Source organism: Zoogloea sp. (assembly GCF_041911615.1).
Lineage (GTDB): Bacteria > Pseudomonadota > Gammaproteobacteria > Burkholderiales > Rhodocyclaceae > Zoogloea.
In genome coordinates this window covers 69861-85229 of the sequence record NZ_JAYROR010000040.1, presented here as the reverse complement: position 1 = coordinate 85229, position 15369 = coordinate 69861, and the positions used below count along the sequence as shown (strand labels likewise).

Below are 15369 nucleotides of genomic sequence, written 5' to 3'. Positions count from 1 at the left end.
AATCCAAGTCTTTGCCAGGCAAACAAATTCTTTCAGGGTGCCCCTTGGCACCCTTTTTCATGGCCTATGCAACACATCAGAAACTTTTCGATCATCGCCCACATCGACCACGGCAAATCGACCCTGGCCGACCGGATCATCCAGCTGTGCGGCGGTCTTTCCTCGCGGGAAATGGAAGCCCAGGTGCTCGACTCGATGGATATCGAGCGTGAGCGTGGCATCACGATCAAGGCTCAGACGGCGGCGCTCAGCTATCGGGCGCGGGACGGCCAAGTCTATAACCTGAACCTCATCGATACGCCGGGCCACGTGGACTTCTCCTACGAAGTCTCTCGTTCCCTGGCTGCCTGCGAGGGTGGCCTGCTGGTGGTCGATGCGTCTCAGGGCGTCGAGGCCCAGACGGTGGCCAACTGCTACACGGCCCTCGACCAGGGCGTGGAGGTCGTGCCCGTCCTCAATAAGATGGATTTGCCCCAGGCCAATCCGGATGGCGCGAAGCAGGAGATCGAGGACGTCATCGGCATTGACGCCACCGACGCGATCCCGTGCTCGGCCAAGACCGGCATGGGGGTTGAAGACATCCTCGAGGCTGTGATCGCCCGCGTTCCGCCGCCCAAAGGCGATCCGGACGCGCCGCTCAAGGCGCTGATCATCGACTCCTGGTTCGACAACTACGTGGGGGTGGTGATGCTGGTCCGCGTCGTCGATGGCGAACTGCGGCCCAAGGACAAGATCCTGTTCATGTCCACCGGTGCCCAGCATCTGTGCGAGCAGGTGGGCGTGTTCACCCCCAAGTCCCAGCCGCGGGAATCCCTCTCGGCGGGGCAGGTGGGCTTCATCATCGCCGGCATCAAGGAACTGAAATCCGCCAAGGTGGGTGACACCATCACCCTGGCCAACCGCAAGGCCGAGGCGCCGCTGGCCGGCTTCAAGGAAATCAAGCCACAGGTTTTCGCGGGCCTCTACCCGGTGGAGTCCAACGAGTACGACCAGCTGCGCGAATCCCTCGAAAAGCTGCGCCTCAACGACGCGTCGCTTCAGTTCGAGCCGGAGGTCTCCCAGGCGCTTGGCTTCGGCTTCCGCTGCGGCTTCCTGGGGTTGCTGCACATGGAAATCGTGCAGGAGCGACTCGAGCGCGAGTTCGACATGAACCTCATCACCACGGCGCCGACCGTGGTCTACGAGGTGCTGATGAAGGACGGTACCGTCGAGCAGATCTCGAATCCGTCGAAGCTGCCCGATCTGTCGAAGGTCGAGGAGGTGCGCGAGCCGATCATCAAGGCGGTCATCTTCCTGCCCCAGGAATACGTCGGTTCGGTGATCACCCTGTGCAACCAAAAGCGTGGCGCGCAGGTCGACATGCTCTACCACGGCCGCCAGGTTCAGCTGATCTACGACATGCCCATGAACGAAGTTGTCATGGATTTCTTTGACAAGCTCAAATCCGTCTCGCGCGGCTACGCGTCCCTCGACTACGAGTTCAAGGAATACCGTGCCGCCGATCTGGTCAAGCTCGACGTGCTGGTGTCCAGCGAGAAGGTGGATGCCCTGTCGATCATCGTGCACCGCGCCAATTCCCAGTACCGCGGCCGCGAACTGGTGGCGAAGCTGCGCGAGCTGATTCCGCGCCAGATGTTCGACGTGGCCGTGCAGGCGGCCATCGGTTCGAACATCGTCGCCCGCGAAACCATCAAGGCGCTGCGCAAGAATGTGCTGGCCAAGTGCTACGGCGGCGACATCACCCGCAAGAAGAAGCTCCTCGAGAAGCAGAAGGAAGGCAAGAAGCGGATGAAGCAAGTCGGCAACGTGGAGATTCCGCAGGAGGCGTTCCTCGCCGTGCTGCGGGTGGATGAAGGCAAATAAGCCGCTGATGACTGGAGTGACCGCGTGAATTTCGCCCTGATTCTTTTCCTGTTGCTGCTGGTGAGCGGCGTCCTGTGGACGCTGGACCACTTCGTGGCCAGCAAGCGTCGCAGCGTTGGCGCGAAGACGCCCTGGTGGGTCGAGTACGGGGCGAGCTTCTTCCCCGTGATCCTGGTGGTGTTCTGCCTGCGCTCCTTCGTCGTGGAGCCGTTCAAGATTCCGTCCGGTTCGATGATCCCGACTCTGCTGGTGGGCGATTTCATCCTCGTCAACAAATGGACGTACGGCATTCGCCTGCCGGTCATCAACAAGAAGATCATGGAAGTGAACACGCCCCAGCGCGGCGACGTGATGGTGTTCCGCTTCCCGGCCGATCCGTCGCTCGACTACATCAAGCGCGTCGTCGGCCTGCCCGGGGACAAGATCGAGTACATCGACAAGAAGCTGACCATCAACGGCGTGGCCCAGCCGCAGACCCACATCGCCGATTATCTCCACACCGACCGCCTGTTCTACTCGCCCAGCTATCTCGAAAAGCTCGGCGACGTGGAGCACCGCATCATCGTGGAAAATGACGCACCGGCGTATGTTTCCCAGATCATCAAATACCCATTTCAGGAAAACTGCACCTATACTAACCGCGGTGTATCCTGCACCGTTCCGGCGGGGCACTACTTCATGATGGGCGATAACCGGGACGGCAGTTTCGACAGCCGCGGCTGGGGCTTCGTCCCCGAGCAGAACATCGTCGGCAAGGCCTTTTTCATCTGGTTCAATTTCAGCGACCTGAAACGGATAGGCAGTTTCCATTGATCATGACGCGCAAAAGTCAATCGGGCCTCAGCCTCGTCGGCGTTCTGTTTGTCGGCGGGGCGATGGCGGCACTCGTCGTCGTCGGGCTCAAGCTGGTCCCGGTGGTCAACGAGTTCTATGGCATCAAGCGGGCGCTGGTGGCCGTCGCGAGCGGCGCCAATCCCCAGACGGCCACGGTATCGGAACTGCGCAACGCCTTCTCGAAGCGCGTCACCGTCGATGACATTTCCAGCGTCACCGCGTCCGACATCGATATCACCAAGGAAAACGGCCGCATCGTGATGTCCGTCGAATATGCCCGCAAGGTGCCGCTGGTCGCGAACGTCAGCCTGCTGATCGAGTTCAACGCCTCGTCCGCCGACGCCCATTGAGTTCTTCATCCATGAAGCTGGACGTTCTGCAGCAGGCCATTGGCCATCGCTTTTCCCGGCCGGAGCTGCTTCAGCAGGCGGTCACCCACCGCAGTTTCGGCTCTCCCCACAACGAGCGCCTCGAGTTCCTCGGCGACAGCGTGCTCAACTGCGTCACCGCGATCGCCTTGTTCGAGCGATTCGTCGACCTGCGCGAAGGTGACATGTCGCGCCTCCGGGCCAATCTGGTGCGCCAGGAGGCCTTGCATCGCCTCGCCGACGGCCTGAAGCTCGGCGAATACCTGCGCCTCGGCGAGGGCGAGCTCAAGAGCGGCGGCCATCGCCGCCCGTCGATTCTGGCGGACGCCCTCGAGGCGATCATCGCGGCGGTTTTCCTCGACGCCGGCTTCGCCGCGGCCAAGGAGACGGTCGATCGCCTCTACGCCAAATCCCTCGCCGAACTGGACCCGGCTCGCGCTCTCAAGGATCCGAAGACGGCGCTGCAGGAATGGCTGCAGGGCCGACGCATGCCGTTGCCCAAGTATTCGCTCGCCGACACCCGCGGCGAAGCCCACCAGCAGGAATTCGAGGTCGAGTGCGAGATCGTCGGCCTTGGCCTCAAGACCCGCGGCATCGGCGTGAGTCGCCGCGCTGCCGAACAGCAGTCCGCCCAGCGGGCGCTGGAACGCCTACCCAAGCAATGACCCAGACTCTCACTTCCGGCGCCGGTGAACCGTCGCAGCGTACCGGTTTCGTCGCCATCGTCGGGCGCCCCAACGTGGGCAAGTCGACGCTCCTCAACCGGCTCATCGGCCAGAAGATCAGCATCGTCTCGCGCAAGGCCCAGACCACCCGTCACCGCGTCACCGGCGTGCTCACCGAAGGTCGCGCCCAGTACATCTTCGTGGATACTCCGGGCTTCCAGACCCGTCACAAAAATGCCCTCAACCGGGCCATGAACCGCACCGTCACCCAGGTGCTGGCAGACGTGGACCTGGTGCTGTTCGTCATCGAGAGCGGCCGCTTCGGCCCCGCCGACGAGCAGGTGGTGAAGCTGCTGCCCGAAGGCGCGAAGGTCATCCTGGTGGTGAACAAGATGGACATGCTGGAGGACAAGGCGAAGGTGCTGCCCTTCCTCCAGAAGATGAGCGCAATTTACCCCTTTGCGGAGATCGTCCCGGTCTCCGCCGAGAAGGGGCACAACACCGATCAGCTCCTCAAAGCCGCAGAACCTTACCTCCCGGAAGGCGAGTGGATTTTCGGCGAGGACGACATCACCGACCGCAGCGAGCGCTTCCTCGCCGCAGAGTTCCTGCGCGAAAAGCTGTTCCGCCAGCTCGGCGAGGAGCTGCCCTACGGGATGACCGTCGAGATCGAGAAGTTCGAGGCCGAGCCGGGCCTGCGTCGCATTCATGCGGCGATCATCGTCGACCGCGACGCCCACAAGGCGATGGTCATCGGCAAGGGCGGCGAACGCCTCAAGCGCATCGCCTCCGAAGCCCGTGTCGAACTCGAAAAGCTCTTCGACTCCAAGGTTTTCCTCGAAGTGTGGGTCAAGGTGAAGAGCGGCTGGGCCGACGACGAGCGGGCGCTCAAGAGCCTCGGCTACGAATAAGCCGGGCGGGGGCCGCACGCCGTGAGCGCCGCCAAGCAGCGCGTCGACCAGCAGCCCGGCTTCGTGCTGCACAGCTACCCGTACCGCGAAACCAGCCTCATCGTCGAGGTCTTCAGTCGCGACCACGGCCGCGTCGGCCTGGTGGCCAAGGGTGCCAGGCGTCCGGCGTCACAGCTGCGCGGCGTGCTGATGGCCTTTCAGCCGCTCCTGATCGACTGGAGCGGCGGGGGCGAGATGAAGACCCTGGTCCGCGCCGAATGGCAAGGGGGGCAGCCGCTGCTGGCTGGGCAGGCGCTGCTGTGCGCGTATTACGCCAACGAACTGCTGATGCGCCTGCTGCCGCGCGAAGACGCCCATCCACGCCTGCACCGGGCCTACGGCGACAGCCTGCGTGCGTTGGCGGCCGGTGAATCGCAGGAAGTGGTCCTGCGCCGCTTCGAGCTGGCGCTGCTGCAGGAGCTCGGCTACGGGTTGCCACTGGACAGCGATGCCGATGGCGCACCGGTCCGGCCCGGCACCGACTACGCTTATATAATCGAACGCGGGCCGATCGCCCTCGACGAACACGCCATCGACGACCCGGCGGTGGTCGCCGGCAAGACGCTGCTCGACATGGCGGCGGGCGATTTCCGCGACCCCGACACCCTGGCCCAGAGCAAGGCGCTGATGCGCCGGCTCATCCAGCACTACCTCGGCGGACAGCAGCTCCAGTCGCGCCGGGTCTTCACCGAACTATTTGCCTTTCCCGGAGATTTGTCTTGATCGAACTCGGCGTCAATATCGACCACGTGGCCACCCTCCGCCAGGCCCGCCGCACCTGGGAACCCGATCCCGTGTGGGCGGCCGTCGAAGCGCACCTGGGCGGGGCCGACGGGATCACCGTGCATCTGCGCGAAGACCGCCGCCACATTCAGGACGAGGACGTGCGCCGCCTGCGCGACCTTACCCAGATCAAGCTCAACCTCGAGATGGCCGCCACGCCCGAGATGGTCGGCATCGCCTGCGCGCTCAAGCCCGAGATGGCGATGTTCGTGCCCGAAGGTCGCCACGAGATCACCACCGAAGGTGGTCTCGACGTGGTCGCGCAAGAGGCCCAGCTGAAGGACGCGGTCGCCCGTCTCGCCGACGCCGGTATCATCGTCAGCGTGTTCATCGACGCGATTCCCGCGCAGGTCGAGGCCGCCGCGCGCATCGGTGCGAAAGTCTGCGAGATCCACACCGGCCCCTACGCCCATGCATTCCATGCCGCCGGCCGCGATGCCGAGAGCCCCGCGGTGCTGGCCGAGATCGACAAGATCGCCCGCGCCGGCGAGGCGATCCGTCGCCTCGGCCTGCGCTTCAACGCCGGCCACGCGCTCAACTATTACAACGTCCAGCCCATCGCCCGCCTGCCCGGCATCCGCGAGTTGCACATCGGCCATTCCATCGTCAGCCGCGCGGTGTTCACCGGCCTGCGCGAGGCGGTGCGCGAAATGAAGCGCCTGATGCGCGAAGGCGCCGAACGCGGCAGCCGAGCGTGATCCACGGTATCGGCACCGACATCGTCCGTATCGTGCGGATGAGCGACGCCCTGGCGCGCCACGGAGCCCGCTTCGCCGAGCGGATCCTCGCCGATACCGAGATGTCGGTCTTCGAGGCCGCCCACGACCGCGCGCGCCTGCTCGCCAAGCGCTTCGCCGCCAAGGAAGCCTTCGGCAAGGCGCTCGGTACCGGCGTTGCCGCCCCCGCCACGCTGCACGCGGTGCGGGTCGGCCACGACGCGCTCGGCAAGCCCCTGTTCGCGTTTTCCCCGGCCCTGGCCGAATACATGCAGGCGCGGGGTCTCGTCGCCCACCTCAGCCTCACCGACGAGACCGATTACGTCGTCGCCTTTGCCGTCATCGAGAAACCATGAAGCCTTCCCACGCCCAACCCGGTCCGGTCATGCTCGACGTGGTCGGTCATGAGATCACCGCCGAAGAGCGCGAAATCCTCCAGCACCCGCTCGTCGGCGGGGTGATCCTGTTTGCCCGCAACTACGCGGAGCCGGCACAGTTGTGTGCCCTCACCGCGGCGATCCGGGCGGTGCGCCCCGGGCTGGTGATTTCCGTCGACCACGAAGGCGGGCGCGTGCAGCGCTTTCGAGAAGGCTTCACGCGGCTGCCGGCGATGCGTCGTTTCGGCGTCGAATGGAATGCCGATCCGGTCGCGGCGAAGGCCGCCGCCCGCCATGCCGGCTTCGTGCTCGCCACCGAGCTGCGCGCCCATGGCGTCGACCTGAGCTACGCGCCGGTGCTCGACCTCGACTACGGCGTGAGCACCGTCATCGGCGACCGCGCCTTCCACCGCGACCCCCTGGTGGCCGCCGAGCTGGCCCGCGCCGTCGTGGCCGGACTCGCGGACGCCGGGATGCGCGCGGTTGGCAAGCACTTCCCCGGCCACGGCGCCGTCGAGGCCGATTCCCACGTGGCGATTCCCGTCGATGGCCGCGATTTCGAGGCGGTCTGGGCCGACGACATCCAGCCCTTTCGCCTGCTCGCCGGCGAGCTGGGCGGCGTGATGCCAGCCCACGTCATCTTCGAGCGCATCGACGCGCGCCCGGCGGGTTTTTCGCCGTTCTGGCTGCAGGACGTGCTGCGCGGACGGCTCGGTTTTCAGGGCGTGATCTTCAGTGACGACCTGACGATGGAAGGCGCCAGTGTCGCCGGCGATATCGTGGCGCGCGCCCAGGCCGCCCATGGCGCGGGTTGCGACATGGTGCTGGTGTGCAATCGGCCCGATCTCGCCGTCCAGCTCCTCGACCGCTGGAAGCCCGACGTGGCCGCCGACAGCGCCGCGCGCGTCGCCGCGCTGCGTCCGCGCCCTGGCGGCGTACCGGCCGATCCGGCCACCCTCGCCGGCTGGGCGCCCTACGTCGCCGCCCGTGAGGCCGTGCTGGCCTTGGCCTGAGGCCGGCCTTCGCCATGACTTTCGACGCCAAATCCTTCCTGCGCACCCTCACCGAGGAGCCCGGCGTCTACCGCATGATCGGCGAAGGCGACGTGGTCCTTTACGTCGGCAAGGCCAAGAACCTCAAGCGGCGGGTGTCGTCGTACTTCCAGCGCACCCAGCTCAGTCCGCGCATCGCGATCATGGTCGGGCAGGTGGTGCGCGTCGATACCACCGCGACGCGCTCCGAGGCCGAGGCGCTGATCCTCGAGAACAACCTCATCAAGAGCCTCGGGCCCAAGTACAACATCCTGTTCCGGGATGACAAGTCCTACCCCTACATTGCGCTATCGGGCGGCGAATTTCCGCAGATCTACTACCATCGCGGCGGTTTCAGGAAGGGCGTGCGGTACTTCGGGCCTTTTCCCAATGGCTGGGCGGTGCGTGAGAGCCTGCACCTGATGCAGAAGATCTTCCGCCTGCGCACTTGCGAGGACACCACCTTCGCCAATCGCTCGCGGCCCTGTCTGCTGCACCAGATCCAGCGTTGCACCGGCCCCTGCGTCGGCCTGATTTCGAAGGAGGCCTATGCGGCCGACGTGCAACTGGCGAGCCTGTTCCTCAACGGGCGCCACACCGATGTGATCGACGACCTGTCCCAGCGCATGCAGGCCGCGTCCGATGCGCTCGCCTTCGAGAAAGCGGTGGTCTACCGCGACCAGATCCGCAATTTGCAGGCGGTGCTCCACAAGCAGTTCGTCGAAAGCGCCAAGGACGAGGACGTGGACGTGATCGCCGCCGTGGAGCGGGCCGGCGCGGTGTGCGTCAATCTGGCGATGATCCGCGGCGGGCGTCACCTCGGCGATCGTCCGCTGTTTCCGAGCAATGCCCAGGGCTGCGCACCCCTCGACGCGCTGGTCGCTTTCGTCGAGCAGCATTATCTCGATCATCCGCTGCCTGGGCGCGTCATCGTCAACCTCGATCCGCAGGTGGTGAAGGAAGCGCTGGAGGAGGTCGTCGAGGGGAAGGTCGGCGTCGTCAATGCGCGCTTCGAAAACGAGCGCGCCTGGATCGGCATGGCCGAGAACAACGCTGGACTCGCCCTTCTGGCCCGGGAGCAGGAATCCACCCGCGGCGAGGCGCGCCTCGAAGCCCTGCGCGATGCCATCGGCCTCGCCGATACGCCGAACCGCATCGAGTGCTTCGACATCTCCCACACCATGGGCGAGGCCACCGTCGCGTCCTGCGTCGTGTGGGACGGCACCGCGATGAAGAAATCCGAATACCGCCGCTACAACATCGCCGGCATCACCGCGGGCGACGACTACGCCGCCATGCGCCAGGCGCTTACGCGGCGCTACGAGAAAGTGGCGGCGGGGGAGGGCGTGCGCCCGGACGTGATCCTCATCGACGGCGGCAAGGGGCAGATGGGCGTGGCGAAGGAGGTGCTCGCCGAGCTCGGGCTCGAGTCGATCACCATGTTCGGCGTCGCCAAGGGAGAGAGCCGCAAGCCAGGTCTGGAGGCGTTGGTCTTCCCCGACGGCCGCGAGCCCGTGCACCTTCGCCCGGACGCGCCGGCCCTGCACCTGATCCAGGAAATCCGCGACGAGGCCCACCGTTTCGCGATCACCGGCCACCGCGCCCGCCGCGCCAAGACCCGCAACACCTCGCGCCTCGAAGACATCGCTGGTGTCGGCCCCACCCGGCGGCGCAAGCTGCTCGCGGCCTTTGGCGGCATCGACGGGGTGCGCAACGCCACGGTCGAAGATTTGTGTCGCGTGGAAGGCATCAACCGGCATCTTGCCGAACAGATATACAATAGCCTGCGATAGCACGCAGACGCCGACATGCCTCTCAACATTCCCAACACCCTGACATGGGCGCGCATTGCGCTGATACCGTTCTTCGTCGGCATCTACTATTTTCCCGACAGCCTGATCGCGCCCGCCGACAAGAACTTCGCGGCGACCCTGACCTTCATCGTCGCCGCGGTCACCGACTGGTTCGACGGCTACCTCGCGCGCACCCTCGGCCAGACCTCCGCCTTCGGCGCCTTCCTCGATCCGGTTGCCGACAAGTTGATGGTGGCGGCGGCGCTGATCGTGCTGGTGCATCTGGGGCGGGTGGATTCCTTGATCGCGCTGGTCATCATCGGCCGGGAGATCACCATTTCCGCGCTGCGCGAATGGATGGCGAAGGTCGGTGCGGCGGGCAGCGTGGCGGTCGCCTTCGTCGGCAAGCTCAAGACCGCGGCGCAGATGTCGGCGATCCCGCTGCTGCTGATTCAGGCGCCGGTGCTGGGTTTCGACAGCGCGAGCCTCGGCACCGTGCTGATCTACGTGGCGGCGGTGCTGACGCTGTGGTCGATGGGTTACTACATGCGCTGCGCGTGGCCGGAGCTGATGAAGCGTAGTCGTTGAGGCACCCATAAAAAAGTGCGAGTAACTGTTGACGTCGCCTGATTATTGTCTATAATGGCGGCTCTTTCAGCGGCAGTAGCTCAGTTGGTAGAGCGATACCTTGCCAAGGTATAGGTCGAGAGTTCGAGACTCTTCTGCCGCTCCAAAGGATTTTGAAGGGAAGCAGCAATACAACGTGCTTCTCTGTGAGGTACACGGCGCGATAGCAAAGCGGTTATGCACCGGATTGCAAATCCGTGTAGGTCGGTTCGACTCCGGCTCGCGCCTCCAGGGTAGAACAAAGCGGCAGTAGCTCAGTTGGTAGAGCGATACCTTGCCAAGGTATAGGTCGAGAGTTCGAGACTCTTCTGCCGCTCCAGTTTGAACGGGGAAAACCATTCGGTTTTCCCCGTTTCCGTTTGCGCGCGCCCTTCGTATTTCTTGTCCCTGCTGCATCCGCACGCCGCCCTTGGCGGCGAGACTTTCGCGCATTCCAGATCGCACTGCGTCCGTCGTCGCACGCCTGCAAAACTTCCGTCGTCCGGCTGTCATCTGGCCTGCTTACGATCGTCATCGATGGTGCGCCGCATCATCCGGACTGGGAGTCGGACATGAAGAAGCTGCTGGAAGCGGGAGTTGGGCGGGTGCTGCGGCACGTCCTGGGACCCGGTGTCGAGGCCTTCGGGGCGGACGAAAACTGGCCGGTGCTGTTCTTCGTGCCGGATTCGGCCGTGGATGGCGGCGACGACGCGCTGTCGGGTGCCGCGGTGAACGATGGCCAGGGGTGCTTCGCTTCCGCCTGAGTTCAGCCGGGCATTGTGCGGGGCTTGCTAGAATCGGGCGTTCCCCAACGCCGAGCCCCGCCATGGAATTTCGTACCCGAAAACTGATCCGTTTCGCTCACTGCGACCCCGCCGGCATTGGCTTTTATCCGCGCTACGTCGAGTTGGTCAACGAGGTGGTGGAGGACTGGTGCGCCGATGGCCTCGGCGTCAGCTTTCACCAGTTGCACGAGGTGCATCGGCTTGGGCTGCCGGTGGTGCGGCTAGAGATGAGCTTCGCGCTGCCGAGCCGCTATGGCGATGTGCTGGACTTTTCGCTCCGCATCCTGCGCATCGGTGCTTCGTCGATGACCCTCGAGGTGTGCGCCGGAGCCGACGACGCGCTGCGTTTTCGTGGCGAGCTGGTGGTGGCGATGCTGTCGATGGACAGCATGCGCCCGGTGATGATCGACGACGCGTGGCGGGCGCGCTTCACGCCGTATCTGGTGGCGGCCGGGGGGTGAGCCGCGACGGCGGCAGCCGTGCGTCGGGTGCGCAAAAAAGCCCGGGCCGCCCGAAGATCGGGCAGCCCGGGGGTGTTTCGTCGGGAAGGGTATCGACGCGGTTGGCTGCTTACATGCCCAGATAGGCGGCGCGCACCTGTTCGTCCTCGATCAGTTCGCGGCCGGTGCCGGTGAGCGTGATGCTGCCGGTCTCAAGCACGTAGCCCCGATCGGCGATGGCGAGGGCGGAGAAGGCGTTCTGCTCGGCGAGGACGATCGACATGCCCTGGGCCTTGAGCGTCTTGACGACGTTGAACACTTCTTCCACCAGCAGCGGGGCGAGGCCCATCGATGGCTCGTCGAGCAGCAGCAGCTTGGGTCGTCCCATCAGCGCGCGCCCGATGGCCAGCATCTGCTGCTGGCCGCCAGAGAGCGTGCCAGCGGGGAGCTTCCGCTTTTCCTTGAGGATCGGGAACATCGCGTAAATCTTCTCGAGGTCGCCCTCCACCTGCGTCTTGGGCTGGGTGTAGGCGCCCAGGCGCAGGTTGTCCTCGATGGAGAGCGGGCCGAACACCTGGCGCCCTTCGGGGCTCTGGCAGATGCCGCGGCGCATGCGCTGGTCGGCGCGCAGCCTGGAGATGTCCTCGCCGTCGAAGACGATCTTGCCGCTCATCGGCTGCACGCCGGAGAGGCTGCGCAGGAAGGTGGTCTTGCCGGCGCCGTTGGCGCCCACCAGGGCGACGGTCTCGCCGCGTCGCACCTCGAGGGTGAGCCCCTTGAGTGCCTTGATGCGGCCGTAGCTGCTCTCCAGCCCGTCGACGCGCAGCAGCGCCTCGCCCTGGCCGGCGGGTGCCTGCAGCTCGCCGGCGCTGTGGGCGCCCAGGCCGACCGATACCGGTGCGAGGCTGGCGACGCGGTGGAACAGTTCGCGGAACTGGGCCTGCGCCTCGGTGCCGAACACTGGATCGGCGTTGTTCAGGAAGGCCGCGTCGATCTCGCGCCAGTCGTCGGCGCCGAGCGCCGTGGTGGCGAGGGGGAAGACGTCCTTTTCCTCGACGCGGATGTGTTCCTTGAGGCCGTCCAGGTAGATGCGCAGCGCCTCGGCGAGATCGCTGACCGCCACCCGACCGCTGGCGGTCAGGGCGAGCTTGTCGCGCAGGCCGCGCAGGTTGGCGGGGGCGTTGCGGTGTTCAGCCTCGAGGCGATCGAGCACGCTCGCGGCTTCCGGGCTGCGCTGGCGCAGCAGGCGGAACAGGTAGCCGTCTTCCTTGGGGTGGTGGAAGTCGTCCACGAACTGCTCGAAGTAGTCGAACACCGAGCCGAGGAAGGCGTGGTCCGCCTTGCCTTCGGCCACCATGTCGTCGATGACCCGGTCGAGGGTGATGGCGATGCGCCACAGGTTGCGATGCTCGTCCTTGATGATGCGGAGTGCTTCCATCTCGTTTCCCTCGGTCTCAGGCGTGGGCGCCCAGGTAGGCGGCGATCACGTCCGGGTTGCGGCGGATTTCCTCGCCGGTGCCTTCGGCCAGCTTCTTGCCGTAATCGAGCACCAGGATGCGGTCGGACAGGTTCATGACCATCTTCATGTCGTGTTCGACGAGCACCACGGTGATGCCCGAGTCGGCCACCTTGCGCACGAGGTGGTCCACCTCGATGGTTTCCTTCGGGTTGAGGCCGGCGGCGGGTTCGTCGAGGAAGATCAGACGCGGCTTCATGGCCAGCGCACGGGCGATCTCGAGGCGTTTGAGGGCGCCGTAGGGCATCGAGTCGGCGCGGGCTTCGATGTACTTGTCGAGGCCGACGAAGCGCATCAGCTCGGCGGCTTCTTCGCGCAGCGCGGCGTCGCGGCGGGTGAGGCTGGGCAGGCGCAGCGCGGCCTTGAGCAGATTGCGATCGAGCCGCAGGTGGGCGCCCACCATCACGTTCTCGATGGCGCTCATGTTCATGCAGATCTGCAGGTTCTGGAAGGTGCGCGCGACGCCCCGGCGGGCCAGCGCGTCGGGCGAGCGGCCGGCGATGGATTCGCCGTCGAGGCGGATCTCGCCAGCGGTGGGGGTGTAGACCCCGGTGATGAGGTTGAACAGCGTCGTCTTGCCGGCGCCGTTGGGGCCGATCACCGAATAGACGATGCCGGCGTCGATGGAGAAGCTCACATCCTGCACGGCCTTCACGCCGCCGAAGTGGATGGACAGGTTGGAGACGTCGAGGAGGGCCATGTCAGGACTCCTGAAGGGCCGCCCCGAGGGAGGCCTGCGCCCCCTTGGGGGGCCGCGAACGAAGGGAGCGGGAGGGCATCTTTATTCAGCCTTTCCGAACTTGCTGGCCAGCGTGGGCACCAGGCCCTTGGGCAGGAAGATCATGCAGATCATCAGGATGGCGCCGAAGGCGACGGTCTCCCAGCCTTCGAAGGTGGCCAGCGCCTGGGGCAGGGCGGTGAGCAGCACCGCGCCGATCAGCGAGCCGTAAACCGAAGCCATGCCGCCGATCACGACCATCGTGACGAGCTCGATGGAGTGGAAGAAGTCGGCCAGGTTGGGGGTGACGAAGCCCACGTAATGGGCGGTGACGCTCCCCATCAGGCTGGCGAACATCGCCGACATCACGAAGATGGCAACCTTGTAGCGCACCACGTCGACCCCCACCACGCGGGACGCGACTTCGGAGCCGTGCAGCGCACGCAGGGCGCGGCCGAAGGGCGAGTCGATGAGGTTGAGGGACGCCCACACGCTCACCGCCAGCAGCGCGGCGACCACCCAGTACCACTGCTTGTCGCTGGACAGCTCGAAGCCGGCGAGGCCGAAGGGGGGCACCGGCATGCCGTCGGGGCCACCGGTCCATTGGGCCTCGTTGCGCACCGTGATGCTGATGATGATGCCGAGACCCAGCGTCGCCATCGCCAGGTAATTGCCCTTGAGCTTGAAGATCGGGCGGGCTACCAGCGCGGCGAGCAGGCCGGTGGCGACCGCACCGGCTGCCATCGCCAGCGCGGGATGCCAGCCGAAGTGGGTCGGCAGCACGGCGCTGGCGTACGCGCCGATGCCCAGGAAGCCGGCGTGGCCGAGGCTGATCTGGCCGGCGAAGCCGATCAGCAGGTTGAGCCCCAGCACGATGATCGCGTTGATCGCCATGCGGATCGCCAGGTCGAGATAGAAGCTGTTGGGCAGCACGAAGGGCAGTACGGCCAGCACTGCGATGACGACGTAGAGGCCGGTGTAGGCGCGTTTGTGCATGGTCACACCCGGTCGGTCACCTTCGCGCCGAACAGGCCGCGCGGCATGAAGAAGAGGATGAAGAGGATCAGCACGAAGGGGATCGCGTCCTTGTAGGCAGACGACAGGTAGCCGGCGCCCATCGCTTCGAGGATACCCACCAGCAGGCCGCCCACCACCGCGCCGAGGCCGTTGCCCAGCCCGCCCAGCACCGCCGCGACGAAGCCCTTGAGGCCCAGCATGATCCCCACGTCGTAGGAGGTGAGGGTGATCGGGGTGATCAGGATGCCGCCCAGCGCGCCCAGGGCCGCCGACATGGCGAAGCTCATGAACAGCACGCCGTTGGTGTTGATGCCGACCAGTTCTGCCGCGAGACGGTTGAACGAGGTGGCGAGCATCGCCTTGCCGGTGAGGGTGCGGTTGAAGAAGTACCACAGCACCACCACGACCACCGTCGTGACGCCCATCACCCACAGGCTCTGGGGCATCAGGGTCGCGCCGAGGATCTCGATGGGCGTGTCGCCCGAGAAGGGCGGCAGGCTGTGGGTGTTCTTGCCGAGGAAGACCTGCACCAGGCCGCGGATCACCAGCGAGGCGCCGATGGTGATGATGATGAGGGTCACCGTCTCGGCGCCCTTCACCGGTTCGATGGCGAGCTTCTCGATGAGCACGCCGACCACCGCCGGCACCAGGATCGCCAGCAGCAGCGCGGCCGGCAGCGGCAGGCCAGCCTGGGCGAAGAACACCGCCAGCATGCCGCCGAGCATGATGAACTCGCCCTGGGCGAAGTTGATGACGTTGCTGGCGTTGTAGATCAGCGTGAAGCCGAGCGCGGCCAGCGCGTAGGTGGCGCCGACGGTGACGCCGGAGAACAGGAACTGCAGCAGTTGGGCCAGCATCACGCGGCTCCCGTTCGGACGTGGGGGGGGCGATGGTTCATCGTGTCTCC

At 65.6% G+C, this 15369-nt stretch carries 17 protein-coding genes, 3 tRNA genes and 1 pseudogene; 16 read left to right on the top strand and 5 right to left on the bottom strand.

Going from position 1 to position 15369, the window contains the following annotated elements:
- The first annotated feature begins 66 nt into the window (after positions 1-66).
- The 16 genes from lepA to ACE3P2_RS05060 all read left to right on the top strand — a co-directional run bounded on the left by lepA (position 67) and on the right by ACE3P2_RS05060 (position 11232).
- On the top strand, positions 67-1863 hold the full coding sequence (gene lepA / locus ACE3P2_RS05135) for a translation elongation factor 4 (RefSeq protein WP_374261755.1): 1797 nt from the start codon (positions 67-69) through the stop codon (positions 1861-1863).
- A 24-nt stretch (positions 1864-1887) separates the two neighbouring features.
- Positions 1888-2676, top strand: coding sequence for a signal peptidase I (gene lepB / locus ACE3P2_RS05130; RefSeq protein ID WP_374261753.1), 789 nt, complete (start codon positions 1888-1890; stop codon positions 2674-2676).
- A 2-nt stretch (positions 2677-2678) separates the two neighbouring features.
- Positions 2679-3047 (top strand): DUF4845 domain-containing protein, encoded by a 369-nt coding sequence (locus tag ACE3P2_RS05125; protein ID WP_374261751.1) that lies wholly within the window; start codon positions 2679-2681, stop codon positions 3045-3047.
- Positions 3048-3058: 11 nt separating this feature from the next.
- Positions 3059-3730 (top strand): ribonuclease III, encoded by a 672-nt coding sequence (rnc, locus tag ACE3P2_RS05120; RefSeq protein WP_374261749.1) that lies wholly within the window; start codon positions 3059-3061, stop codon positions 3728-3730.
- Positions 3727-4641 (top strand): GTPase Era, encoded by a 915-nt coding sequence (era, locus tag ACE3P2_RS05115; protein ID WP_374261747.1) that lies wholly within the window; start codon positions 3727-3729, stop codon positions 4639-4641. The genes rnc and era overlap by 4 nt, the downstream gene beginning before the upstream one ends.
- Positions 4642-4662: 21 nt before the next feature.
- The gene (gene recO, locus ACE3P2_RS05110) at positions 4663-5403 is read left to right on the top strand and encodes a DNA repair protein RecO (protein WP_374261745.1); all 741 of its coding nucleotides are present in this window, start codon (positions 4663-4665) and stop codon (positions 5401-5403) included.
- Positions 5400-6161, top strand: a complete 762-nt coding sequence (locus ACE3P2_RS05105) for a pyridoxine 5'-phosphate synthase (protein WP_374261743.1) — start codon at positions 5400-5402, stop codon at positions 6159-6161. Before recO ends, ACE3P2_RS05105 begins: the two co-directional genes overlap by 4 nt.
- Entirely contained in the window at positions 6158-6535 is a 378-nt protein-coding gene (gene acpS, locus ACE3P2_RS05100) for a holo-ACP synthase (RefSeq protein WP_374261741.1), read from the top strand. The genes ACE3P2_RS05105 and acpS overlap by 4 nt, the downstream gene beginning before the upstream one ends.
- Complete coding sequence (gene nagZ, locus ACE3P2_RS05095) at positions 6532-7569, top strand: beta-N-acetylhexosaminidase (protein ID WP_374261739.1); 1038 nt, start codon at positions 6532-6534, stop codon at positions 7567-7569. The genes acpS and nagZ overlap by 4 nt, the downstream gene beginning before the upstream one ends.
- A 14-nt stretch (positions 7570-7583) precedes the next feature.
- The gene (gene uvrC / locus ACE3P2_RS05090; protein WP_374261737.1) at positions 7584-9380 is read left to right on the top strand and encodes an excinuclease ABC subunit UvrC; all 1797 of its coding nucleotides are present in this window, start codon (positions 7584-7586) and stop codon (positions 9378-9380) included.
- Positions 9381-9395: 15 nt separating this feature from the next.
- Positions 9396-9968 (top strand): CDP-diacylglycerol--glycerol-3-phosphate 3-phosphatidyltransferase, encoded by a 573-nt coding sequence (gene pgsA, locus ACE3P2_RS05085; RefSeq protein ID WP_374261735.1) that lies wholly within the window; start codon positions 9396-9398, stop codon positions 9966-9968.
- A gap of 69 nt (positions 9969-10037) precedes the next feature.
- Positions 10038-10113 (top strand) — tRNA-Gly (locus ACE3P2_RS05080).
- A 51-nt stretch (positions 10114-10164) separates the two neighbouring features.
- Positions 10165-10238: transfer RNA gene (locus ACE3P2_RS05075), tRNA-Cys, on the top strand.
- Between the two features lie 12 nt (positions 10239-10250).
- Positions 10251-10326: transfer RNA gene (locus ACE3P2_RS05070), tRNA-Gly, on the top strand.
- Positions 10327-10558: 232 nt separating this feature from the next.
- Positions 10559-10750, top strand: a complete 192-nt coding sequence (locus ACE3P2_RS05065) for a hypothetical protein (protein ID WP_374261733.1) — start codon at positions 10559-10561, stop codon at positions 10748-10750.
- A 62-nt stretch (positions 10751-10812) separates the two neighbouring features.
- Positions 10813-11232, top strand: coding sequence for an acyl-CoA thioesterase (locus ACE3P2_RS05060; protein ID WP_374261731.1), 420 nt, complete (start codon positions 10813-10815; stop codon positions 11230-11232).
- 109 nt (positions 11233-11341) lie between these two features.
- Here ACE3P2_RS05060 and ACE3P2_RS05055 read toward each other — a convergent pair whose 3' ends face one another.
- The 5 genes and pseudogenes from ACE3P2_RS05055 to ACE3P2_RS05035 form a co-directional block, all read right to left on the bottom strand.
- Positions 11342-12070 (bottom strand): ABC transporter ATP-binding protein, encoded by a 729-nt coding sequence (locus ACE3P2_RS05055; RefSeq protein ID WP_374261801.1) that lies wholly within the window; start codon positions 12068-12070, stop codon positions 11342-11344.
- A gap of 180 nt (positions 12071-12250) precedes the next feature.
- Positions 12251-12649, bottom strand: a pseudogene (locus tag ACE3P2_RS05050) (hemerythrin domain-containing protein); the annotation flags it as partial.
- Positions 12650-12665: 16 nt separating this feature from the next.
- Positions 12666-13427: an ABC transporter ATP-binding protein gene (locus ACE3P2_RS05045; protein ID WP_374261729.1), complete on the bottom strand. Its 762-nt coding sequence runs from the start codon at positions 13425-13427 to the stop codon at positions 12666-12668.
- 81 nt (positions 13428-13508) lie between these two features.
- A complete protein-coding gene (locus ACE3P2_RS05040; protein WP_374261727.1) occupies positions 13509-14441 on the bottom strand; it encodes a branched-chain amino acid ABC transporter permease in 933 nt (310 codons plus the stop codon).
- A 2-nt stretch (positions 14442-14443) separates the two neighbouring features.
- Positions 14444-15319: a branched-chain amino acid ABC transporter permease gene (locus ACE3P2_RS05035; protein ID WP_374261726.1), complete on the bottom strand. Its 876-nt coding sequence runs from the start codon at positions 15317-15319 to the stop codon at positions 14444-14446.
- Between the last annotated feature and the right edge of the window lie 50 nt (positions 15320-15369).